The 24,055-nt window shown below is 38.3% G+C and carries 27 protein-coding genes; 1 reads left to right on the top strand and 26 read right to left on the bottom strand.

Annotated features, from left to right (window positions below; translation table 11 throughout):
* Nucleotides 1-28: 28 nt before the first annotated feature.
* The 9 genes from panC to M5A78_RS14730 all read right to left on the bottom strand — a co-directional run bounded on the left by panC (nt 29) and on the right by M5A78_RS14730 (nt 7,547).
* Complete coding sequence (gene panC, locus M5A78_RS14770) at nt 29-877, bottom strand: pantoate--beta-alanine ligase (protein ID WP_248736039.1); 849 nt, start codon at nt 875-877, stop codon at nt 29-31.
* Nucleotides 874-1,710 carry a 3-methyl-2-oxobutanoate hydroxymethyltransferase gene (gene panB / locus M5A78_RS14765; RefSeq protein WP_248736038.1) on the bottom strand — a complete coding sequence of 279 codons (837 nt, stop codon included), beginning with the start codon at nt 1,708-1,710 and terminating at the stop codon, nt 874-876. Before panB ends, panC begins: the two co-directional genes overlap by 4 nt.
* A gap of 259 nt (nt 1,711-1,969) precedes the next feature.
* A complete protein-coding gene (locus M5A78_RS14760; protein ID WP_248736037.1) occupies nt 1,970-2,947 on the bottom strand; it encodes a biotin--[acetyl-CoA-carboxylase] ligase in 978 nt (325 codons plus the stop codon).
* Complete coding sequence (locus tag M5A78_RS14755) at nt 2,932-4,134, bottom strand: CCA tRNA nucleotidyltransferase (RefSeq protein ID WP_319942298.1); 1,203 nt, start codon at nt 4,132-4,134, stop codon at nt 2,932-2,934. Before M5A78_RS14755 ends, M5A78_RS14760 begins: the two co-directional genes overlap by 16 nt.
* The gene (gene bshA, locus M5A78_RS14750) at nt 4,131-5,270 is read right to left on the bottom strand and encodes an N-acetyl-alpha-D-glucosaminyl L-malate synthase BshA (protein ID WP_248736036.1); all 1,140 of its coding nucleotides are present in this window, start codon (nt 5,268-5,270) and stop codon (nt 4,131-4,133) included. Before bshA ends, M5A78_RS14755 begins: the two co-directional genes overlap by 4 nt.
* A gap of 2 nt (nt 5,271-5,272) precedes the next feature.
* Nucleotides 5,273-5,983 carry a bacillithiol biosynthesis deacetylase BshB1 gene (bshB1, locus tag M5A78_RS14745; protein ID WP_248736035.1) on the bottom strand — a complete coding sequence of 237 codons (711 nt, stop codon included), beginning with the start codon at nt 5,981-5,983 and terminating at the stop codon, nt 5,273-5,275.
* Nucleotides 5,973-6,392, bottom strand: coding sequence for a methylglyoxal synthase (gene mgsA, locus M5A78_RS14740; protein WP_248736034.1), 420 nt, complete (start codon nt 6,390-6,392; stop codon nt 5,973-5,975). Before mgsA ends, bshB1 begins: the two co-directional genes overlap by 11 nt.
* A gap of 10 nt (nt 6,393-6,402) precedes the next feature.
* Complete coding sequence (dapB, locus tag M5A78_RS14735) at nt 6,403-7,206, bottom strand: 4-hydroxy-tetrahydrodipicolinate reductase (RefSeq protein ID WP_248736033.1); 804 nt, start codon at nt 7,204-7,206, stop codon at nt 6,403-6,405.
* Between the two features lie 5 nt (nt 7,207-7,211).
* Nucleotides 7,212-7,547: a nucleotide pyrophosphohydrolase gene (locus tag M5A78_RS14730; protein ID WP_248736032.1), complete on the bottom strand. Its 336-nt coding sequence runs from the start codon at nt 7,545-7,547 to the stop codon at nt 7,212-7,214.
* A 203-nt stretch (nt 7,548-7,750) separates the two neighbouring features.
* Here M5A78_RS14730 and M5A78_RS14725 point away from each other — a divergent pair, with 203 nt between their 5' ends.
* Complete coding sequence (locus tag M5A78_RS14725; protein ID WP_248736031.1) at nt 7,751-8,620, top strand: YitT family protein; 870 nt, start codon at nt 7,751-7,753, stop codon at nt 8,618-8,620.
* 155 nt (nt 8,621-8,775) lie between these two features.
* Here the strand turns inward: M5A78_RS14725 and M5A78_RS14720 are convergent, their stop codons facing one another.
* The 17 genes from M5A78_RS14720 to ndk all read right to left on the bottom strand — a co-directional run bounded on the left by M5A78_RS14720 (nt 8,776) and on the right by ndk (nt 23,909).
* Nucleotides 8,776-9,456 carry a zinc metallopeptidase gene (locus tag M5A78_RS14720; RefSeq protein WP_248736030.1) on the bottom strand — a complete coding sequence of 227 codons (681 nt, stop codon included), beginning with the start codon at nt 9,454-9,456 and terminating at the stop codon, nt 8,776-8,778.
* Between the two features lie 58 nt (nt 9,457-9,514).
* Nucleotides 9,515-10,309, bottom strand: a complete 795-nt coding sequence (gene ypjB, locus M5A78_RS14715) for a sporulation protein YpjB (protein WP_248736029.1) — start codon at nt 10,307-10,309, stop codon at nt 9,515-9,517.
* Nucleotides 10,310-10,386: 77 nt separating this feature from the next.
* Nucleotides 10,387-10,980 (bottom strand): DUF1405 domain-containing protein, encoded by a 594-nt coding sequence (locus M5A78_RS14710; protein ID WP_248736028.1) that lies wholly within the window; start codon nt 10,978-10,980, stop codon nt 10,387-10,389.
* 90 nt (nt 10,981-11,070) lie between these two features.
* On the bottom strand, nt 11,071-11,844 hold the full coding sequence (locus M5A78_RS14705) for a menaquinol-cytochrome c reductase cytochrome b/c subunit (RefSeq protein WP_248736027.1): 774 nt from the start codon (nt 11,842-11,844) through the stop codon (nt 11,071-11,073).
* Nucleotides 11,845-11,905: 61 nt separating this feature from the next.
* Nucleotides 11,906-12,580 (bottom strand): menaquinol-cytochrome c reductase cytochrome b subunit, encoded by a 675-nt coding sequence (qcrB, locus tag M5A78_RS14700; RefSeq protein ID WP_248736026.1) that lies wholly within the window; start codon nt 12,578-12,580, stop codon nt 11,906-11,908.
* A gap of 3 nt (nt 12,581-12,583) precedes the next feature.
* A complete protein-coding gene (locus M5A78_RS14695; RefSeq protein ID WP_319942297.1) occupies nt 12,584-13,093 on the bottom strand; it encodes a QcrA and Rieske domain-containing protein in 510 nt (169 codons plus the stop codon).
* Nucleotides 13,094-13,234: 141 nt separating this feature from the next.
* A complete protein-coding gene (locus M5A78_RS14690) occupies nt 13,235-13,720 on the bottom strand; it encodes a YpiF family protein (protein WP_319942296.1) in 486 nt (161 codons plus the stop codon).
* A 206-nt stretch (nt 13,721-13,926) separates the two neighbouring features.
* Nucleotides 13,927-14,493, bottom strand: a complete 567-nt coding sequence (locus M5A78_RS14685; RefSeq protein WP_248736025.1) for a ReoY family proteolytic degradation factor — start codon at nt 14,491-14,493, stop codon at nt 13,927-13,929.
* 32 nt (nt 14,494-14,525) lie between these two features.
* Nucleotides 14,526-15,791, bottom strand: coding sequence for a tetratricopeptide repeat protein (locus tag M5A78_RS14680; RefSeq protein WP_248736024.1), 1,266 nt, complete (start codon nt 15,789-15,791; stop codon nt 14,526-14,528).
* Nucleotides 15,792-15,818: 27 nt separating this feature from the next.
* Nucleotides 15,819-16,715, bottom strand: coding sequence for a hypothetical protein (locus tag M5A78_RS14675; protein ID WP_248736023.1), 897 nt, complete (start codon nt 16,713-16,715; stop codon nt 15,819-15,821).
* A gap of 105 nt (nt 16,716-16,820) precedes the next feature.
* Complete coding sequence (gene aroA / locus M5A78_RS14670) at nt 16,821-18,110, bottom strand: 3-phosphoshikimate 1-carboxyvinyltransferase (protein WP_248736022.1); 1,290 nt, start codon at nt 18,108-18,110, stop codon at nt 16,821-16,823.
* Nucleotides 18,111-18,138: 28 nt separating this feature from the next.
* Nucleotides 18,139-19,245, bottom strand: a complete 1,107-nt coding sequence (locus tag M5A78_RS14665) for a prephenate dehydrogenase (RefSeq protein WP_248736021.1) — start codon at nt 19,243-19,245, stop codon at nt 18,139-18,141.
* Nucleotides 19,246-19,521: 276 nt separating this feature from the next.
* Nucleotides 19,522-20,610 carry a histidinol-phosphate transaminase gene (gene hisC, locus M5A78_RS14660; protein ID WP_248736020.1) on the bottom strand — a complete coding sequence of 363 codons (1,089 nt, stop codon included), beginning with the start codon at nt 20,608-20,610 and terminating at the stop codon, nt 19,522-19,524.
* A 49-nt stretch (nt 20,611-20,659) separates the two neighbouring features.
* Nucleotides 20,660-21,034, bottom strand: a complete 375-nt coding sequence (aroH, locus tag M5A78_RS14655; protein ID WP_248736019.1) for a chorismate mutase — start codon at nt 21,032-21,034, stop codon at nt 20,660-20,662.
* A gap of 18 nt (nt 21,035-21,052) precedes the next feature.
* Nucleotides 21,053-22,123, bottom strand: coding sequence for a 3-dehydroquinate synthase (aroB, locus tag M5A78_RS14650; RefSeq protein WP_248736018.1), 1,071 nt, complete (start codon nt 22,121-22,123; stop codon nt 21,053-21,055).
* Nucleotides 22,123-23,295, bottom strand: coding sequence for a chorismate synthase (gene aroC / locus M5A78_RS14645; protein ID WP_248736062.1), 1,173 nt, complete (start codon nt 23,293-23,295; stop codon nt 22,123-22,125). Before aroC ends, aroB begins: the two co-directional genes overlap by 1 nt.
* A 167-nt stretch (nt 23,296-23,462) precedes the next feature.
* Nucleotides 23,463-23,909: a nucleoside-diphosphate kinase gene (gene ndk / locus M5A78_RS14640; RefSeq protein WP_248736017.1), complete on the bottom strand. Its 447-nt coding sequence runs from the start codon at nt 23,907-23,909 to the stop codon at nt 23,463-23,465.
* Nucleotides 23,910-24,055: the final 146 nt, after the last annotated feature.

Below are 24,055 nucleotides of genomic sequence, written 5' to 3'. Positions count from 1 at the left end.
TCCTCCCCAGTTGTCTATTTTCTTATGTCTAGTCAATGTCGACAATAAAATTATCAATTAAACGAACCGTTGTAAATTTTACTGCAAGAGCAATAATAATGCGACCCTCTAATTTTTCCAAAGGCATTAAGCGTGGATAAGTCAAAATTTCAACATAATCTATTTTCCCGTTTGACTCACTAGTAATCATTTCCTGTATTATTCCCATTAATCTAGAGGAATTCCTTTCTCCTTGATCAATGGCCGCCTTAGCAGCATTCAGGCTTTTATATAGCACGACCGCTTGCTGTCTTTCTTCAGGTAAGAGAAAGACGTTACGAGAGCTCTTCGCAAGGCCATCCTTTTCACGAACAATATCTACGGCTATAAGCTCAATCGGGAAATTCAAATCAGAAATTAACCCTTCAATAACAGCCACCTGCTGAGCGTCCTTTTTCCCAAAATAAGCTCTTGTTGGCATGATGATATGAAATAGTTTGCTAACGACTGTTACGACACCATCGAAATGCCCTGGGCGTGATTTCCCGCATAATACGTCGGTACGTTCTTGCACAATCACTTTGATGGACGGTTCGTTTGGATACATTTCTTCTACAGATGGGCAAAAAAGGAAATCGACTTTCTCAGATTCCGCTAAGGCACTGTCACGTTCAAAGTCGCGGGGATAAGTAGAAAAATCTTCATTCGGTCCAAACTGTAATGGATTAACAAAAATACTTAAAACAACAATATCATTGGCTTGTCTTGCTTTATTTATTAGTGTCAAATGACCTTCATGCAGAAATCCCATTGTTGGCACAAAGCCGATGGACTTTCCTAAACTCTTTTGTTTCAATATTTCTGTCTGTATGTCCTTAATCGCTGTAAAAATCTTCATTCCTTGCCCCCATATAGTACCTTGAGTTCCTGTTCCTTCATTGTAAACGTATGTTTTTCTTCCGGAAATTGTCCAGTTCTTACATCGTCTGTAAAAGCTTGGATCGATTCAATCATAAACGGATTGACAGAATGATATTGTTTCACGAACTTTGGTACCCGTTCTACCCCATAGCCTAAAATATCATGATAAACAAGAACTTGGCCATCCACAGCTACTCCCGCTCCGATTCCAATGACAGGAATAGATACACTTTTTGCTACTTCCTCAGCAAGCTGCTTTGGTACACACTCAAGAACAACAGCAAAAGAACCAGCCTCTTCACATTTTTTAGCATCTTTCAGTAATTTTTTTGCAGCAAGGGCATCTTTGCCTTGTACCTTATATCCACCCAAGACGCCAACTGATTGCGGCGTTAAGCCAAGATGGGCACAAACAGGAATACCTGCTTTTGTAAGTGCTGTTATTTTTTCAATCACTTCATCCGCACCTTCAAGCTTGACAGCATGCGCCCCCGTTTCTTGAATGAGCCTGCCGGCATTTTGTAATGTATCTTTTACTGATAAATGGTAGGTCAAAAAAGGCATATCAGCGACAATAAATGTATCTTTTGCTCCACGTTTAACAGCTTTCGTGTGATGAATCATGTCTTCTAGCGTCACTGGAATGGTGGAATCGTAACCTAATACAACCATTCCAAGAGAGTCGCCGACTAAAATAACATCCACTCCCCCCTGCTCTGCTTGCTTGGCAGAAGGATAATCATAGGCCGTTAACATGACAATCTTTTCATTTCTTTCCTTCATTTTCAAAAAATCTGTTGTTTGCTTCATCTTTTTCCCTCCTTTTAATATGGGAGAGGAGATAAAACGAATTCTAAGAGCAAATAAAAAGACCCTTCTGAAGGCAGAGGATCTAATGTTACCCTTGTACGTGTTCCATCCCTCTGTCCCGGTCCGTAAAACGGATCTAGGCAGAAACCTTTTTTATTATTATGGCAAAGCGGTGCAGTTCCTAGGGATACTGCCCAATGAAATTATCATACAAAAAGTACAAGCTTCTTGCAAGGATTATTAATCTTACCGACACGGTTTATAATTCGATATCAGCTGAATAAACATGGTGGATCACACCAGATTGGTCCTCTATTTTCAAAACACCTTCATCTGTGATTCCTAGTGCTGTTCCTTCAATTACATTTGTTAACGTTCTTGCTTTAAGAACTTTGCCGATACTGACAGCATAGCCTTCCCATAGAAGCTTAATCGGAAAAAAACCCTTTTCTAAATATAGTGAATACAATTTTTCGAAATGTTTGAAAATACTTCTGATTAGAGCTGCACGAGAAATTGTCTCCCCTTTTTCAATCGACAGTGAACTGGCAATTTCCTGAAGTTCAATTGGAAACTCCTCTTTCCGTTGGTTGACATTAATGCCCATACCAATAATAATGGAATGGATTCTGTCCGCTTCTGCCTGCAGTTCTGTTAAAATTCCGGTAACCTTTTTTCCATTCAGTAAAATATCATTCGGCCATTTAATTACTGGATGAAGGCCGGTTATCTCTTCCATCGCTTGAACTATGGCAACAGCAGTTAAAAGGGTCAACTGTGGGGCATTATGTAGCGGTATATTCGGCCTAAGAATCAAACTCATCCAAATCCCTGTATATTTTGGTGAATGCCATTTTCTGCTCATTCGGCCTTTCCCAGACCTTTGTTCCTCCGCAATAATAACGGTTCCTTCTGGGACATCTTCAGACGCGAAATGATGGGCGAGCTTTTGTGTTGATTCAACACTTTCTTCATAGTGGATATTCCTGCCAATAAGTTCCGTTGTTAAACCAAGTCTAATTTCATCTGCAGTTATTTTTTCCGGTGTTTTAAGAATACGATAGCCTTTATTTCTAACTGCTTCTAATTCAAATCCTTCTTTCCTTAATTCCTCGATATGTTTCCAAACAGCCGTCCTTGAGCAGCCAATTAAATCAGCGAGATGCTGCCCTGATAAATAGACATCACCAGCATTGGTAAAAGCATCGAGCAATTCTTTCCTTATTTCGGACTGCACGCCATTAGCCACTCCTTAATCTTTTGTTTATTATTCTCCAATTTTCCCTCTACTATCGCTCTTTCTATTTTCAATAACGTGTCTTTCAGCCAAGGACCGCCACTTTTATTTAGCCATTCCATCACATCGTTTCCTGTGACATTCATGTCAGAGAGATACTTGATTGGCAATTGCTCGTACAAGTCTAACCAGTGCTTAATTGAATCCGATTCTTTTATCCTGGTAAAAACCAAATACAGCTTTTCAGCGGATAGGATGTTGTCATAACCTGCATTATATAAATCATAAATGGACCATTCTTGCTGAAGTCTTTTTTTCAGAAAAAACAGAGTATGTTGAATTTCTCTAATTTCTTTTATCGGCATGCGCCAATCTCTTAAAAATGTTTCGATTAATTTTTCTTTTATATCGATACAAAAGAGCAACAGCGACCACATTTCTTTTTTATTAAGACTATCGTACTGAAAGTTCTGTAATTGTTCTAACTCCTGTTTATTGTTATTCAAACCGGGTAAATAGAGAAATAAATTAGTATCCAGGATCATCTTTAAGGCTATTCTTCGATTATTGCCAATAAGAAGTTTTTCAAACTCTACTTTTTTTCTTTCAACAGCAATATTTTCAAGTAAATCAATATGATTGGTTAATGCCGTTAACGTATCGTTTTCGATGGAAAAAGAGAGCTGGCTTACAAAACGAACCGCTCTCATCATTCTTAACGCATCTTCGCGGAAACGATCCTCCGCCCTGCCAACTGTTTGAATCAATTTATCCTTTATTGCTAATTGCCCCTTAAAAGGGTCAATAAGTTTTCCATTTTTGTCCATCGCAATCGCATTCATCGAAAAATCTCTGCGCTTAAGGTCGTCTTTAAGATTACGAATAAAGGCAACTTCTTTTGGCCTTCTATAATCCTGATATTCGGCTTCCGTTCTAAATGTAGTAATTTCATACGATTCCTGGTTATACAAGACGAGAACCGTTCCATGTTCAATTCCAATATCAACAGTTTTGGAAAATATCTCTTTCACTTCAACTGGAGTTGCTGATGTAGCTATATCCACATCGCTAATTTGCTTTTTTAAAAGGTAATCTCTGACCGACCCACCTACAAAATAGGCTTCATAGCCAGCAGCCTCTAATCTTTCTAAAACGGGAAGGGCTGATAAAAAAGGTTCTATCATCATACTTCACCTAGATTCATTAACTTAAAATATATTTGTTCATATTGTTCAACAATTTTATCTGCCTTGAATTTTGTTCTAACCGTTTCCACTGATAGCGCAGAAAATTGTTGATGAAGATGTTTATTATTTAACAGAGCAATTGCTTTATTTGAAATATCTTCTATGTCTCCTACTTCACAAATAAAACCTGTTTCTCCATGCAAAATAACCTCTGGTATTCCGCCAACATTTGTCCCAATACAAGGTACACCACATGCCATTGCCTCTAGAGCCACTAGACCAAAGCTTTCCTTTTCCGAAAGTAACAGCATCAAATCACTAATGGAATACAATTCCTCAAGGTTCTCTTGCTTTCCAAGGAATATGACCTGATCCTCTATGGAGAGTTGTCTTACTAGTTTACAAATTAAGGTTATTTCAGGTCCGTCACCCACTAACAACAATTTCGCCGGCATGGTGGCAGAAATTTCCGCAAAGGTTTTCACCACATCCTGGACCCGTTTAACGGATCGGAAATTTGAAACATGGATAACTACTTTCTCATCATCTTTAATCTCAAATTCCGCCTTTAAAGAACGGCCATCCCTTTTATGGTAGATTCGGTCGTCAATAAAATTATAAACAGTTTCAATTTGTTTATCAGGATTGATTAGCTCATAGGTTTGATTGACTAATGCATTTGAAACAGCCGTGACAATATCGGATTTTTCGATGCCGAATTTAATTGCGTCTGTTAGTGATGGATCATATCCTAAAACCGTTATATCGGTACCGTGTAAAGTCGTGACTATTTTTATATCCCTATGGCTCATTTGTTTCGCTAATATTGCACATACTGCGTGAGGAATCGCGTAATGGACATGGAGAATATCTAATTTTTCCCGATTAGCTACCTCTGCCATTTTACTTGCCAGTGCAATGTCATAAGGAGGGTACTGAAAAACAGAATATTGATTCACTTCGACCTGATGGTAATAGATGTTATGATACATTTTATTAAGCCTAAAGGGAATGCTTGAAGAGATAAAATGAATTTCATGCCCCTTTTCCGCCAGCATTTTCCCTAACTCTGTTGCTACTACACCAGATCCACCCACGCTTGGATAGCAGGTAATCCCAATTTTTAGTTTCCGCATAGTTAGTCTCCCATCAAATCTCGCTTTAAAAGGATTGGTACTTTTGTTTTGAAGCCTTCTGCATAAGTAACGCCAACCAATTTACCAAACATTCTTTCTCTGGCTTCGACTGTTTCAATATAGCCATTGACAAGCGGGGTATCAACGCTATCATTTGTTTGTTCAAATTGGCTTTTGTAAGCACGTAATGCTTCCAGCTTTTTGTCCATAAATAAGGTAATATCGGTTGTGAAATCTGGTTTGTGGAAACCATTAATCATATAAAAATACAATTTTTCTACTCGATGGGGTTCGTTACCTTCTTCTGTTTGATATTTTTTTATTCCCGCAGAAAAAACCGCCTCCTCAACAAGACGTGCACAGTTCCCATGATCAGGATGGCGATCCTCAAAATAGGGGGCAAACACAACCTGTGGCTTATAGATTCGAATGATGCAGGCAATCTTTCTTATGAATTCATCATTTAAAAATAACCCTCTATCAGGTAGTGCTAGAGAAGTCCGAAAAGAGACTCCTAAAATTTCAGCAGCATGCCTCGCTTCTGCTTTCCTTAATGGTACATTTCCATTGGAGGAAAGATCAGCATCTGTTAAATCACAAATGCCGATACGTTTTCCTTCTGAAGCTAGTTTTGCAATTGTACCTGCCATGCCAATTTCCACATCATCGGCATGTGCACCAAATGCAAGAATATGTAAATGTTTATTCTTCATTTCCTTCACCATTCACTTTGACAATATTTCTCCAATCAATTAAGCCAAGTTCTAAACCTCGTATTAATAATTCAGCCGTACCCATATTGGTAGCGAGTGGAACAGCATATACATCACAAAGTCTTACTAAAGCCGTCACATCCGGTTCATGCGGCTGAGCTGTTAGTGGATCGCGGAAAAAGAAAATCGCATCCATTTGATTTTTCGCAATCTTAGCACCAATTTGTTGGTCACCACCAAGTGGACCGGATTGGAAGCGAGTAACGGTTAACCCCGTTGCTTCATTAATACGTAAGCCAGTTGTTCCAGTTGCAAACAGTGTATGTTTCTTAAATATTTCCTGATAGGCAGTTACAAATTGTACAAGGTCATTTTTCTTTTTATCATGGGCAATCAAAGCAATATTCATAATTTGGCTCCTAATCTAAAATATTTTCAAGTCCGTAAACAAAGTTATTTTGCTTCATTACGGTTTCGACTGCTACTTTTACACCTGACATAAAGGAGGCACGATTGTAGGAATCATGACGAATTGTTAATGTCTGCCCATCTGAGCCAAATAAAACCTGCTGATGGGCGATGAGTCCTGGCAAACGGACAGAATGAATATGCATTCCATCATAATCAGCCCCTCTTGCACCGTCTATTGTTTCTTTTTCATTTGGATGACCCTGTTTTTTTGTTTCTCGTACATCTGAAATCAGCTCAGCTGTTTTTACTGCCGTTCCGGACGGGGCATCCAGTTTTTGGTCATGATGCATTTCGATAATTTCTACATCATAAAAATACTTTGCTGCAAGCTGCGAAAATTTCATCATCAGTACCGCCCCAATAGCAAAGTTAGGAGCAATGATACAACCTAATTCTTTTTCATAACTAAGACGTTCCAACTCAGCTAAATTTTCTTTCGTAAAGCCTGTCGTTCCGACAACTGGGCGAACATTATGTTCGAGCGCTGCTTTAGCGTGGTACATTCCTACTTCAGGTGTCGTTAAATCTATTAATACATCTGCTTCTACCTCTTGAAGGCAATTTTCAATATTAGTATAAATAGGTACATTCGAAATAGTTTGAAACCCTGCTACATCACTTAACATCATTCCACCATATTTATGATCAAGGACAGCTACAAGCTTAAATTGTTCTGTCGTGGTTACTAGCTTTACCGCTTCACTGCCCATCCGTCCCCTTGGCCCGGCAATGATAATTTTAATCTCACTCATTATCTTCACTCCTGCTCAATTCTTGTCCAACGGTCTTTGTCCCTCGTATTAAATTTATTCATAACATAATCATGAGCTTCTTCCAAATCAATGTTTAAGGCATTTGCCATGCAAATCAGTACAAATAGAAGATCTCCAAGTTCTTCTTCAATGGCCTTTTCTGTTTCGCTAGATTTCTTAGGCTTCTCACCATAATAATGGTTTATTTCCCTAGCTAATTCCCCTAGTTCCTCAGTTAATCTTGCAAGCATTGCTAACGGACTGAAATATCCTTCTTTAAATTGACTTATGTATGTATCTACTTCCGCCTGCAGTTCCTTTATCGACTTCTGTACAGCCATTTTCAATTCACCTCTCCTTCTCCCTATGACCAATTTGACTTTAGTAATGTTTTTATTCATGTTTATGTTAGCTAAATTAGAGCTGATTTACAAATGTTTTCGTTTCTATCACTTCTTTTTCTAATCTCATTGCCCTAGCGATATTAATTCGCTATAATAAATACCGCCATAGGAGAGCAATATTGGGAAGAGGAGGAATGTTTATGATTTTTGGCCTAAAAGTAAAGAACATTCTGTTTATCCTATTAGGTGCAGCCATTATGTCGTTTGGTCTAGTCAATTTTAATATGCAGAATAAGCTAGCCGAAGGAGGGTTCACAGGAATTACATTGATTTTTTATTTCTTGATCAACTGGGATCCTTCTTATACAAACCTGCTACTTAATATTCCACTATTTTTTATAGGATGGAGAATATTAGGAAGGAACGCTTTCTTATATACAATTTTCGGAACTGTCGGGGTCTCGATTTTTTTATGGATTTTTCAGCGTTTCCCGATAGACATGCCGCTTCAAAGTGATTTAACCTTAGCCGCATTATTTGCTGGTGTATTCACTGGCATAGGTTTAGGGATTATCTTCCGTTTTGGAGGGACAACAGGTGGAGTAGATATAATTGCAAGACTTGTCCAAAAATATGTAGGTTGGAATATGGGAAAAACAATGTTCATATTTGATGCAGTTGTTATTGCGCTTTCATTGTTTACATATCTGAATTATAAAGAAGCTATGTATACACTTGTGGCTGTTTTCGTCGGAGCTAGAGTGATTGATTTCATGCAGGAAGGTGCATATTCTGCCCGGGGTGCGATGATTATTTCTGAGAAAAATGAACAGATAGCTAAAAAAATTATGGATGACATGGAACGCGGAGTAACAGCTCTAAGAGGATATGGTTCATACACAAAAAGTGAGCGTGAAGTTTTATATTGCGTTGTCGCCAAAAACGAAATTATGCGCTTAAAAAATTTAATAACCTCTGTAGACCCTCATGCATTTATTTCGATTTCCATTGTTCATGATGTTCATGGAGAAGGCTTCACACTTGACGAAAATAAAATGCCTATAGGGTAGACGCGCCTTGGTTCCGGCAAGCAAATGTAATAAATCCTTATTCTATAAGAATAAGCGTAAGGCGCCTGGAGCTGGACATTTCTCGAAGTCCAATGTTATAAATTCTTATACTTTAAGAAAAGCAATGTCCATTTGCGGACATTGCTTTTCTTACTTTAATCATCATTTCTATTCATTCCCGTAAACATTAGGACAAACCTTAATAATTCTAAAACTGCTACTGCGGTCGCTGCAACATACGTAAGGGCAGCAGCATTTAAAACCTTTCTAGCTTCTCTATCTTCTCTATTACCGACTAATCCCAAGGAAACAATTTGATCCATCGCCCGATTCGATGCATTAAGTTCAACTGGCAGAGTGATAATTTGAAAAAGGACAGCAGCTGCCATAAAAATAATTCCTAGTAACAGCATTCCACTCAAATGCGCAAATATCCCAATCATTATAAAAACCCATGAAACATTTGAACCAATATTAGCTACCGGAACTAAAGCATGACGAAATCGTAAGAAAGCGTAGCCCTCTGAATCCTGGATAGCATGTCCGCATTCATGGGCAGCGACAGCCGCAGCGGCAATCGAATGCCCGTGGAAATTTTCAGGTGACAATTTAACCGTCTTGGTTCTTGGATCATAGTGGTCACTTAAAAAGCCACGACCCTCTTCGACGCTAACATGGGAGAGGCCATTAGCATTTAACATTTTCCTTGCTACCTCCGAACCTCTAAGAGAGGCTGAGGATGCTACCCGAGAATATCGAGCAAAGGTATTTTTCACTTTCATTTGTGCCCATAGAGGGATTAATACAATCATTGCAAAATAAATAAGGTAAACCATGTGAATCCTCCTAATCAGCTCATGATGTTATTCATTTTAGTAAAGCCAATTAGACTAGTCAATCTTTTTGATCTCTGGATCGATCTTTTCTCATCGCTTTGTCACCTTGGTACTTGCGCCAGCCAACATAGGATAATGTCATGATAATAATACTCCCAGTAGAGATGATAACCCACCATATGGAAGGGTCCGCTTGGTCCTCTTCCATATTTGCAAAAAGATTTTTTAAATCCGTATCCAGGGCATCAAGTTCCTGTTGGCTTTTTGAGTCTTTAACAATTTGGGAACGATACTCATTAATAAAGTCAATTCGAGCATCTAATCTCTGAATATTTTCTACAGGAACATCAATTTTCATACTTGGATAAATGACATTATATAAAGATAAAAAAGTATTGAAGTTGCTATGAAAATGGGGCGTATCACCATTAATGGCTGCATCCTTTGCCTGATGAAAGGCAGTCATGATTTGATCTTCCATTTCTGTCCATAAGGGTTGATGATTTGTTGCAATTGCATCAATAACAAGACGGAATTTAGTTAATTTATTGATTCTTTCTTCATATTTCATTGTAGGGCTCACTGCTGCTTCCATCGCCTCGTCATGTGAGGTGTGAACAATTCTGACTTCGTCCAAGGTTAAGGGCTTTTCATTTCCAGTAATGCTCGTGAACTGGTCAGAAAAATAATCAAGCATTTTTTTAGCATCTTCATATCTATGAAACTTCACCATTTGGAGAGCTTCATCTGAAATATCATCTAGCCTTTCCATGGTCGAGGGCTGTTCAGCGAAGGCAGGTATGGGAGTAAGCATAATGATAATTGCAAATAAAAGAAACCATTTGATTTTCAATCCTTGTCCCCCCTTTCATTACTAATAAAATGTATGTAGGATAGGACAAGGTTAGACCATCATTTGGAGGAACACGATTATTTAATTTCTAATTTAAACCTATTAGAACGAATTGAAAAATAATAAGCAAGACCAATTGAAAGAATAGAAAGCCAGAAGGTAAAATAGCCAATTTGTGGTATATAGCGATCAAGCACATGATAACTAGGTAACATGAAGAAAACATAATCAATGACATCATTATGAAACGTCCAAATAGCCGTTACAATTAAATGCCACCATTTAAAACGGTAAAATGGGGCATACAATAATCCTTGGACCGCCATAGCAAAATGAGAGAATATTAACATATAGCTGATCCAATCCAATTCTCCTTTGACAAAATAGACAAGAATATTCATGACAACGGCCCAAATCCCATATTTAAATAGCGTTACAATCGCGAGAGCTTCGATTAATGGCCAGTTTTTCTTCAATAAAAATGCAATCAAGACAAAAACAAAAAATAAACTGGCAGTAGGACTATCAGGAACAAAAATAAGGAATTTAGCTGGTGTCTCTTTTAACTGCCACCCATACCAGTAAAACCCGTAAGCTGTTCCGGCAATATTTACGATAAGTAAGAGTATAAGCATAGAACGATTAGCCAAGAGAGGATAAATAAAGCGCACAAAAACTCCCCTTTTCTTCTTCTTTTTAAAAGACTTTATCTTTTCATGAATAAAAAAGCTGACGTATTCCGTCAGCTTTTAATAATGAAATTATTTCTTTCCAAGACCTGAGATAAATTCAGAAAGCTTTTTAAGCTGTTCTGCATCACCTTTAAAAATTCCCGCTGGCATCTTGGTTGTACCATTTTTTGCGATTTTTGCCACTTCATCAGCGGACAAGCCCGTACCAATTAATGATGGGGCCCCTGCGCCACCTTGAAGATTTTCACCATGGCAGGTAATACATGTATTATCACTAGCGATTTTGTAGCCGTCACTTGTCTTATCAATATCTACTTTTGCAACAATTTTACCTTGACGTTCAGCAGCCGCCCAGTCATGAGTTGCAACAGATTGCCAAGTTAAAAATACAATTGAAGCTAATGCCAAAAGCATAAATCCTGTCGCAAGCGGACGCTTCATTGGACGGCGTTCCGGTCCACGATCAAGAAACGGAGCTAATAATAACCCCCCGAATGCGAGTCCCGGTATAATCATTGCACCGATTACTGTATAGGGACCTGAGGCAAATGTATATTTCAGCAATTGATACAAGAACAAGAAATACCAGTCTGGTAATGGAATATAACCTGTATCAGTTGGATCCGCAATTCTTTCAAGCGGAGCCGGATGTGCAACCGTTAAACATAAATAGCCAACTAGAAATACGGCACCTATCATCCATTCTTTCAAAAGGAAATTAGGCCAGAATGCTTCTGTTTTTCCAGGGTATTCTGAATAATCTTTCGGAAGCATCGTCTTCCGTGATTCAGGCGCTAACACACGTGAGTCGCCGACGAACTTCATACCTTTACCGCGATGCATTGAGTAATCCCCCTCCTTTTTCCGTAAAGATTAGAAAATAAATTACAGTTTAGAACCGATTTTAAAGCGGTCCTGAAATACCTTGTTTACGAATCATAACGAAGTGCGCTGCCATTAACCCAAATAATACTGCTGGCAAAAAGAACACGTGGATGGCAAAGAAACGGGTCAATGTTTGAGCACCAACAATATGTTCATGACCAGCAAGTAAGACTTTGACATAGGTCCCAATGAATGGTGTAGCCTCAGCAATTTGCAGACCTACTTTTGTTGCGAACAGCGCTTTCATATCCCAAGGTAATAAATAACCAGTAAAACCTAAACCAAGCATGACGAAGAAAATAAGTACTCCGACAATCCAGTTTAACTCACGAGGTTTTTTATAGGCACCTTGGAAAAAGACCCGTAACGTATGTAAAAACATCATGACAAGTACTAAACTTGCACCCCAGTGATGCATTCCACGAACAATTTGTCCAAAAGCTACCTCATTTTGCAGATAATAAACAGATTCCCATGCGTTTTTAATATCCGGCACATAGTACATGGTTAAAAACATACCGGAAAGAATTTGTATGACTGTAACGAAGAATGTCAGACCGCCAAAGCAATATACAAACGCTGAAAAGTGATGCGCCGGGTTAACATGCTCAGGTACTTCATGGTCTGCGATATCGCGCCACAAAGGCGTAATATCTAAACGTTCATCTACCCAATCGTAAATTTTGTTTAACAATGATTACGCCCCCTTCCGTGGTTTTGCTTTACCTAAATAAAGGTAACCATCCTTTTCCTTAAATGGATATTCATCAAGCGGTGCTAGTGGCGGTGTACCTTTAACGTTTGTTCCATCCTTTGTATAACGGCCATAATGGCATGGACAGAAGAATTGGTTTGGATGTTCCTTATCGGTATTCCAGTTTACCGTACAGCCTAAATGCTTACAAACAGGCGACAGAGCAACAATTTTATCTGTCTTATCATCACGATAAACCCAAGCCGTATTGGTAACCTCTGACTCATACCATGCATCCTTTTGCTTGAAGGTAAAGTCAACCCGAACCGGTTCAGCCGTTAACTCAGAAACCTTTTGCTTTGTTGCAATAAAATCTCCGCCAGCCTCAGCCTTTAAAACTGGATCCACTGCAAAACGCACCATTGGCATTAACATTCCGGCTGCCATAAAGCCGCCTACACCTGTTAAAGTGTAACTTAAAAATTGACGTCTTGAAACACGCTCTTTACTCATGCTTATCCCCCCCTCTATTCACGAAGTTAAGTCCAGCGGACATTAATTAAACACATATAAAACTAGGACATAACAATGATATATCAATCTTCAAGCAAGGTCAATATCATACTATTTTAAAAACATGTAATAGGGATAGTTTTACCCATTTTCATGCCATTTTTGCGTAAAGAGAATTAAAAGTTGTTTAACTTGACTATCAATCATCTCCATTTTTTGCGAATCACTCATCTGCTCAAGTGGAAGTGATGGGAGCCAAATTAACGACCCGTCTACCTCATTTTCATGTGTCCTCCATTCGATTTCAGTTGTTATGTAAAATATGTGTTTAAACTCACTGTTTACAATGTTTTCTTCCCAAATCTGTAAATCGCCTAATACTTTTTCAGTTTTTTCAACTTTTAAGTATGTAAACGGAGGAAATAATAAAAGTCTTCCCGTAAATTGTCTTTCTAAATGACTTGTTAATAGTGTGATAAATTCTGCCATGGCAGCTGATTGTTTCATATCACCTCCTACTGAAACCGAATAAATCGGTATTACAGCCGTGTCCACATACTCCTTAGCATTCAAGTAAGTCTCAACATCTTGAGGTATCCATTTCATTTTTCCACCAACCTTTTGCATTCACTATTCCTATCATATCATTAACTCCCAAAACATTAAAAGATAAATAAGAATTTTAATAATATTCTCCCTTGCTTTATAAAGGTGGTGTGAAAAGAGACGAACTTCAGTTAATTCGTCTTGAAAATGGATACTTTTCGCAAATTTGGATAAGGTCATTTATTTATCGGTGCTCTGTCCCTTTTCCAAACCAAAAGGAAGTCTGCTTAACGCAAACTTCCTTTTGGTTCAGTCAACTTTAGTTTATTTAATTTTTCTGTCAACAGATGAAACGCCTGTCGATCTTGTTTATCAAGCGCTTCATCGATTAATTGAAGCAGCTTTTCACGTTGAAAACGTTCAATACTGTTTTGTAGTAATTGTTCTGCTATAACCCCATCCTTTTCATTTACCTGCAGATGCTTCGGAACGAAAGGATTTTCCTCAAGAACAAAAGCATACTGGTGTGCCTGATTAGCGGCATGAAAGTTTAATTGAATAAAAATATCCTCTTCCCGATTTAAGCGGATATCATGAAAAGATTTTTCAGCATCTGTTGTCATTACATTTTCTTTATAAAAACGAAATGGCACTTTATCCACACAATGTGTTGACATAATCAAACCACGGGGACAATATTGTGCTTGCTCCACAAAATGAACTTTTTCCATAAGTTGATCGTGGCTCATTAAATAATTAAGAATCCAAACACATTCTCTTCTCTTTAATTGATAATGATTTAAAAACCAGCGAATAAAGTCCTTCTTCTCGTTGACAGAAACAGGGGTTGCCATGATAGTTTCCCTCCTCTGCATTATCAGCTTATTTAATCTTTCAAGTCGGTAAGACGTTCGAGCAAATCTAAATACTCATCGTTTGTTGGATCGTGAATAATCAGTTGTTTAAAAATTTCGGCGGCTCGGTCGGTTTTTCCTTCTTCAATTAGAAAATATCCGTAATCATGCAAAAATGCCTCATTATTCTTAAAAAAAGTATATGCACTTTCATATTTGTCTAATGCGTATGAAAATTCTTCTAATCTTTGAAAGCTCAAGGCAGAATCCCATAAAAACTGTGGTTCTTCATCTTCCGTAATATCCAGCTGCGATATTAAATCAATGACATCCTCATATCTCTCCTGCTGGAAAAAGAGCTTATTTAAAGTGATCGCTGCTTCTGCAAATCCCGGATCTATGGCAAGGGCTTCTCGGAAATACTGTTCCGCTTCCGCTTCTTTTCCAAGCTTTAATGCCATTTTCCCACCGTAGAAGAATAATTCTTTATTAAATTCATCTTGTTTTATGCCTTCTTTAATCGAGTGTAAACTATTTTCAAGCTCATCTTCCCCTTCATAGGCCTTGGCAAGGTGTAAATAGAGTGAGTGGTATTCTGGGTCAAGCTCTTTTAATTCATTGAACTTTTCAATGGCAGTTCGATTATAGCCTGCCTGAAGCGCTGTAAAAGCATAGCCGAATAGCGTGTTGATCTCTAATTTTTCAGCGAGTGCTTTTTCATAATAGATCAGCGCTTCCTCAAAAGCTCCTGAGGCACTTAACAAGTCAGCCATCCTCCCATGTATATTTACACCTGCCATTTCATTTTCTTCCCTTAAAACCACTTCATATGCATTCATTGCCTTAGCTATTTCACCTTGTTCGCTGAAAAGCTCCCCTAAAGCAAAATCAATAATGACTTCATCCGGCAATATTTCTTTTGCCTTCAAAAGCTTCCTTTCACATACTTCATAAAGACCTTGGAGTTGATAAAGATCAGCGAGCAGCAGTAATGACTGTCCAAAATTCGCATCCTGTTCTGAAATTCTTTCAAGGACAAGAATGGCTTCTTCCTCTTCCCCTGCCTCCACTAATATTTCACCTAATAAGACAAGAAGCTCGCCCTCTTCAGGGTATATTTCTAATAGGCTATCCACCAAAACCTTTGCTTCATCTAAAAATCCAAACTGGTACAATTCCTCTCCAAGGAGAAACATTTCTTCATGATTGCCGCTTTTTAATACAACATTATATTCATTAATGGCTTCTTTATGTTGGCCATTTTCTAACATGTTAATAATCTTATTTACTCTATCCATTGGCTCTTACCTCTTCCCGACCTTGATTTACAAAGAAAAATATGATGGGGTTCGGACCTCAACATTTTTTCCAAATCCAGGTTTAAATAAAACCTGATTCCCTGAACGAACAATTTTTCCTTTGTGAACTGTAACTACAAGTCTATCACCATGATAATGAAATAATTTCACTTCATCAACATTATTGATTTCTCTTCCTTTTACATATAGATTATAGCTTAATTCAGCACCCTGCATGAGACTTGCTTTTTGAGGAAATAAACCAACTTTATTTAATACAGTAACAGGCAATGGCTGTTTTTCTTCAATTTCCTCATAAATAGCAGGAATTTTTTCTTTTACCATGATACCTTTCCATTTCGACAAAACGTCCCTCGCTTCCTTCTTCTGCGAAAAAGAAATTAAGGGAATTAAGGGACAATTGTAGGGGAATAGTGCTTCTCTTATCCATCCCCACGGTATTTTCTCCAGCTCTCCCTGGTTATCCAATTCAACAAATATGGCAGGAATTTTTTCCTTCTTACAACTTCTTATTAACGATGGTGTAAGGAGGCGGACCGGGATTTTCACAGCAATGACAAAGTCAATTGGACTGCTTATTAAAGCTGTTTTCATTTCACTGATTTTTTCAGTTAACTTATTTTCATAGGAAATATCAACATAAGTGAATAAGGTGGTGCAACCTTTCAACAAAAAATGTTCAATCAAATATTTTTTCAATTCTGGAAAAGACTCGTTATGCGGAATTTTCGAATTAAAAAGGACATATGTCGGGGTCATGATAAATGGGTCAACATTCATTTTCATTAGCCTGTAATGATTAAAACATGATTCAATCCTTGCTATCCTGTCTTCATCTATTAATAGGGAACATTCTGTTAGCTGCTTGTTTTTAAGAATATTGGCATCTTCAATGATATACATTCCTATCACCCAATTCTCGTCTTTAAGACAAGCTATGCAATAAATCATAAAACTATGACTTTGAATTCATTTATAAAAAGGAAAAGCTGCAATGGAATGCAGCTTTTAGCGAATAAGGCTATTTAAATGGGTAAAGAAATTTGGATATGAAACAGAGATGGCTTCAGTTTTTTCAAGACAGATCTCTCCGTCAGAAAGCAGTGCAGCGATTGCCAACATCATCCCAATCCTGTGGTCGCCTTGACTAGAAACGGTACCACCGTGAAGCCTGGATTTTCCGTAGATAATCATCCCATCTTCAGTGGCCTCAATTCTTGCCCCTAATTTTCTTAGTTCATGAACAACGGAATCAATTCGATTTGTTTCCTTTACCTTTAATTCTTCTGCATCTCTAATAATTGTTTTTCCCTCAGCTTGGGTTGCCAGTAAGGCAATGATTGGGATTTCATCAATGAGTTTTGGGATTAAATCTCCTTCAACGACAGTTCCTTTTAATTCAGAGGTTTTAATAATGAGATCTCCAAATGGTTCAAATGAGTTATCATCCTTTTGAACTATTTGTAAATCAGCACCCATCTGCTTCATTACCTCAATAATCCCTGTTCTGGTTGGGTTCAGTCCTACATTCTTCAAGATGACTTCACTTTCAGGAATAATCGCACCAGCGACAAGGAAAAAAGCAGCTGAGGAGATATCACCAGGTACATGAATCGTGGCTGCTTTCAGCTTTTGTCCACCTTTAACGGTAATCATTTGGTTATCCTTGCGAATTTCTCCCCCAAACATACGGATCATTCTTTCTGTATGATCCCGAGTTTCAGCAGGCTCGATTATCGTACTTTCCCCATCCGCTTGCAGCCCTGCTAAGAGTAAAGCTGACTTCACCTGTGCACTAGCAACAGGTAGTTGATAGTTGATCGGTGATAACCTCGTTCCGCGAATGGATAGGGGCGTGAAGGCACCGTTTTTTCGACCATCAATTTTTGCACCCATATTAGTTAACGGGATCGTTACCCTAGTCATTGGTCTTTTTCCGATTGATTCATCCCCAACAAGTGAAGAGAAATAAGGTATTCCAGCCAGAATCCCCATTAATAAACGAATTGTCGTTCCAGAATTACCGACATCCAAAACTTCATCAGGTTCTGTTAATCCCTCGAATCCTTTACCTATAATACGAAGCCCATTGTCGCTTTCCTCTATTGTTACCCCAAGCTTTCGAAAACACGATATCGTACTTAAACAATCATCACCTGGAAGGAAATTAGTTACCCTTGTTTCACCATAAGCGATGGAACCAAACATAACGGACCTGTGCGAGATAGATTTATCTCCTGGAATTGTTATTTCACCTACTAAACGATTTATGTTTGTTTTCAGTGTTAATGACGCCATATAATATCACCTTTTATTTAAACTCATTTTAGGAACTGATAGATGTGGAATAACTGGAATAGGTACTAATACAACGTTCGGCTTTATGCCGATCCTCTTCCGTTTGAAAACTTATGACTAAAACTCCATTTATATCTTCTCTCGTTTCGAGAATGCGAATGTTTGTTATGCTAATCTTTTCTTTCGCTAAATACCCAGTTATTTCAGAAATGACACCAGGGTAATCAGGTACATCAACATACAAATCATAAAATGCAGGGATTGCTCCTTTTTCTTTCATTGGCAAACCGTCACGAAATTGCTTTGCCTGGTTAAAATAATTAAAAATTGCTGCACTATTTTCCTTTTCCAATAGTGTTTTAACACCATTCATTTCTTCCTGCCATTGATTTAATAGTTCAATTAATACTTCTCGATTGTGCAGCAAAATATCCTTCCACATTTCCGGGCTGCTTGAGGCAATTCTTGTTAAATCCCTAAATCCTCCTGCTGCCAGGCGTGGAATGAGACTTTCTGCTTCTGAAAGCTTTTCTGTTTGTCGGACAATGGAGGCAGCAATGATATGGGGAAAATGGCTGACTATCCCTGTAAGATAGTCATGATTTCCAGGTGTAATTGTCAAAAACTTTGCATTTGTCCCACGTAACCAGTCTTTTAATAATTCAACTTTCTTTTTATCGATATGATCTTCCGGAGTTAACAGATAAAATGCATTTTCAAATAATATTTCTTTTGCTGCAGAAACACCACTTTTATGCGAACCAGCCATTGGGTGACCGCCAATAAATGTGATTCCCCAATGCTTCAAGCTAGCAGTACTTTCGACAATTCTACTTTTTGTGCTGCCTGTATCGGTTACAATTACCTCTGGATTAAGTGGCAGTTTAGCTAGTAACTGGAGAATCTCTTTCGTCTCGTTTACAGGGGCGGCAATAATGATTAAATTGGCATCGATTACACCCTCATCGATATTTTCGGCAATTTCATCAATGACTCCCAGCATTTTGGCCAGCCTAGACTGTTCCTTATTAATATCAAAACCCACAATTATTGCATCTTCATGCTCCTTTTTAATACAAAGAGCTAAAGAGCCCCCAATTAATCCTAATCCAATAACAAAAACTCGGCCTTTCAATTTACATCCCCCTAATAAGAAAAGCGCAAGGCGCCCGCTTATCGGCGTATGGACTGGAGCGCTTCGACTGAGATAAAGGAAACACGGAGAGCGTAGCGATCCGATGTTGACTTATCGTAGGGAGAAGAGCGAAGTCCACTAGCCGATGGCGCCTGGAGCTGGACATTTCTCTAAGTCAAATGTTATATTTTCTTATTCTATAAGAAAAGCGCAAGGCGCCCGTCTATCGGCGTATGGACTTAATCTTCCTTATCTTTAAAAATAGCTGGGCTCTATTTAGTTTTCCTTGAGGAAATCGCTTAAGGCTTGAAGCACACCCACATTTTCCTCAAAAGAGCCCACCGTAACTCTAACTGCTGTCGGGAATCCTAATGCTTTTCCGGAGCGGACAATAAATCCTTTTTCAAGTAAATATTGAAAGACTTTATCACCATCTATTTTAAAATCGATTAAAATAAAATTAGTTTGTGAAGGATAGTAGTCCAACTGATTTTGTTCACAAAAATCATAAAATTGGGTTAGACCTTGTCTGTTTTTTTCTTTACAAACCTCAACAAATTCCTGATCATTAATTGCCGCAATAGCTGCTAATTGACCTAATGAATTAGCATTAAAAGGCTCTCTTGCAGGCTCAAGTGCTTTTATGATTGTACGATTTGCAACTCCATATCCGACTCTTAAGCCAGCCATTCCATATATTTTAGAAAAGGTTCTAAGCACAATTAAATTTTCATACTTCCTTGTTAAATTGATGGAATCATAGTAATCTTCAGCTACGACATATTCATAGTAGGCTTCATCAAGCACGACTAGAATATGTGGGGGAACCTTATCTAAAAACGGAATTAATTTATTTTCTGGTATATATGTAGCCGTTGGGTTATTAGGGCTGCAGACCCAAATAACATTTGTCTGCTCGTCTATAGCCGCAAGCATTTCATCCAAATTATGTTCACCGTTTATAAGAGGTAATTCCTTAATAACGGCCCCTTCAATGATGGCGTTGTGTTTGTATTGTGAAAATGAGGGTGTTGCCATAATCGTACTTGCATTAGGATGCAAGAGTGACCTTGAAATAATTTGGATAAGATTATCTGAACCATTCCCTAAAATGAGCTCTTCCTCGTTAATCCCCAAAAATTCCGCAAGCTTCTCTCTTAATTGAGTGGCGTACCCATCAGGATAAATAGCTAAACTAGACAGGTTTGATTGAAGGGCAGTACTAACCCCAGTTGAACATCCAAACGGGTTTTCATTGGAGGCAAGCTTTACAATCTTCTCCAGATTAAATTGTTTTTTAACTGCATCAATTGACCTTCCTGGCTGATATGGAGTAAGTCTCAATAATTGTTCTTTCCATCTCATTTTCTCCACCCCTTTAGTATTAGAAAAAAAAAAAAAATAAGAAAATTCTCTACAATGCCAAGCTATTATCTAAATCCGGTCGAAGCACCTTAGCTTCTCTTAAATAAACATGAATAATTTTTTCTTGGGAGAGGCCTGTATTCACATGCATCATAATTCTTACACACATGTTCAAAGAATTAGGAACTTGCATTTCCCGCATACACATGACTGGTACATAAATCCAGCCCGGAAATTTCCGCAATGCTTTTGCCGGGAAGGCGGCATCAATATCTTCAGTAGTTGAGATAAATACGGATGCAACGGAATCAGGCTGTATATGATTCACTTCGATTAATTTTGCAAGAAGCTCTTCAGTGGCAGAAATAATCGCTTCCTCTGTATTGCCACTAACCGTTGTTGCTCCTCTCACCCCTCTGATCATAAAAAAGTCCCCCCCTTGTTAAAAACTTTTAAGTTCTTCTAACAATTTAGTTTCGGATATTTTCTGAAGCTTTGGCATTCCCAATTCCTCTAGTAAAACGAATCGAATCGAATCACCTACAGACTTTTTATCTTGTTTCATTTTAGCTAATAATTTTTCAAAGGATAGATGATCAGGAATTTTTGTTTTATATCCTAGTTGTTCTACCCACTCAATAAATTCTTCTAAATGGAAAGAAAGATCTAGTAATTCTTTACTTAACTTCAAAGCAAAAATCATCCCTATCATAACCGCTTCACCATGAGTAAAGTTCCCATAACCCATTTCTGATTCAATGGCGTGCCCTAACGTGTGCCCCAGGTTCAGGTAAGCTCGTATTCCCGTTTCCCTTTCATCCTGACTAACAAACTCATTTTTAATCTTAATGCCTTTTATTAACGAATTAGATAGTTGATCTAATGTTAGTAAATTAAGGTCATCAACATTATTTCGCAACCATTCATAGAATGTCGGATCAAAAATCAGTGCATGTTTAATAACCTCAGCAAATCCTGAACGGATTTCTTGGTCAGGCAAGGTAGTTATAAACTCAAGATCATAAAACACAGCTTCAGGCTGATAAAAAGCCCCAATCATATTTTTCCCAAGTGGGTGATTGATGGCCACTTTCCCGCCAACAGCACTATCATGAGCTAGAATAGTAGTCGGGACTTGAATAAAATGGATACCTCTCATGTAGGATGAGGCAACGAATCCAGACAAATCTCCTACTGCTCCACCGCCAAATGAAAGAATAACTGATTTACGATCAAGGCGGTTTTCAAGTGCGGTTGATAGAGAATCATAATAAACTTCAAAGGTTTTAGTCTTTTCTCCACTTGGCCCTGTATAAATAATAGGCTCCCACGGTTTTAAACTGAGCAGCAATTTTTCAAGATGAAGCTTAGCTACCGTTTCATCTGTAATAATTAATATTCTTGTAAGGTCCTGAAAATGATTAGTTAAAAAAGTACCAATCTCGTTCCTTACACCTTCTCCTACAAAGACATTATATTTTTTTGACTCTGTTTGGATGTGAATCGTTTCCATTAAAATTCCCTCGCAAATTCCCGCTGTCTTTTGATTTCTTCTGCAAAGGTTGCAAAGCGATCGCTGTAAAATTGTTCAACCAGAGCGTTGGCAAGTTCCCATGCAACAACACTCTCAGCAACAACAGCTGCGGCAGGTACAGCACAGCTGTCCGAACGCTCAATGCTGGCAGCAAACGGTTCTTTTGTTTCGATATCGACACTCATTAATGGTTTATATAACGTTGGAATCGGCTTCATTACACCGCGTACGACAATTGGCATTCCCGTCGTCATTCCACCCTCAAAACCTCCGAGACGATTTGTTTTCCGGTAGTATCCTTTTTCTTGATCCCAAGCGATTTCATCATGAACTTCGCTTCCAGGCTTTCTGGCTGCCTCAAAACCAATACCAATTTCTACCCCTTTAAACGCGTTAATACTCATAATAGCAGCCGCTAATTTTCCATCCAGTTTACGATCATAATGGACGTAACTTCCAACACCAACTGGCATACCAGTAGCGATTACTTCCACGACCCCACCAATTGAATCACCGTTTTTCTTCGCATTATCAATGGCTTGCATCATTTCTTGCTCCACATTTGGGTCTGCTGTTCGAACTGGGGAACTTTCTGTCCGTCCTTTTAAAGCTTCCAATGTGATCGTGCTGTCAACGTTTGCTGTAACTCCACCAATTTCAACGACATGGGCGACAATACTGACTCCTACTAACGATAAAAGTTTCTTGGCTACTGCACCTGCTGCTACCCTAACGGTTGTTTCACGTGCAGAAGATCGCTCAAGCACATTTCGCATATCCCTTTGCCCATATTTTATAGCTCCATTTAGGTCAGCATGTCCTGGCCTTGCACGGGTTACCTTGCGTTTTATTTCATCCTCTTGTCCTTCTTCAATGGATTCAATACCCATTATATTCGTCCAATGCTTCCAATCGTTGTTTTTGACTACTAAAGTAATCGGCGATCCAAGCGTTTGTCCATGACGAACACCTGAGACAATTTCAGCTGTATCTTTCTCTATCTGCATTCGTCTCCCCCGGCCGTAACCCTTTTGCCGTCTTGCTAACTCCTCATTTATATCAGAAGCTGCTAACGTCATACCCGCAGGGAGGCCTTCTAATATTGTCGTTAGCTGTGGTCCATGGGATTCTCCAGCCGTTAAGTATCTCATTCCCATCGTTCTTTCCCCCTTCAACTCATTAAAGAATTATGTATCAATATATCACAACATCCTCAATAAACCTAGTATAACTATTCAGAAAATAAGGGTAAAAATTTTGTATACGTATACAAAAAAGCACTTGTATAATTAAATACAAGTGCCCCGCTAATATTAAATTAATAAATCCATTCATTCACTAACTTGGAGTACTCAACAACCCCGGTTTCTTTAAAAAACAAGCCAATTTCACGCTCTGCACTTGCTGGTGAATCAGAGCCGTGAATGACATTTTTTCCAACTGTTAGTCCAAAATCACCGCGAATCGTACCAGGTGCCGCATCCTTTGGATTAGTAGAACCCATCATTTGGCGAGCCGTACCGATGACATTTTCTCCTTGCCATACCATTGCAAATACAGGACTAGAGGTAATGAAATCAACTAATTCACCGAAAAATGGTCTTTCCTTATGCTCACCATAATGCTCTTCTGCAAGCTCTTTAGGGATGCTCATTAATTTAGCTCCAACCAATTGAAAGCCCTTTCTTTCAAAACGCGCAACGATTTCTCCAATTAAATTACGTTGTACTCCATCAGGCTTTACCATTAAAAATGTTTTCTCCATAAGTTCCACTCCTATATATTATGTATACTTAATTGTCATAGTGGACAATTCTTGAAAATGTTATCATTTTTTTGAATATTTAGCAACCAATTTAAAAGGTAGAAAAAACTTAACATATCATCACTTTTTTAAACTAAAAACGGTGA

The organism is Neobacillus rhizosphaerae (assembly GCF_937468385.1).
GTDB lineage: Bacteria > Bacillota > Bacilli > Bacillales > Cytobacillaceae > Neobacillus > Neobacillus rhizosphaerae.
Note: the sequence above shows the minus strand (reverse complement) of the source record. Positions and strands in the feature narration are given on the sequence as shown.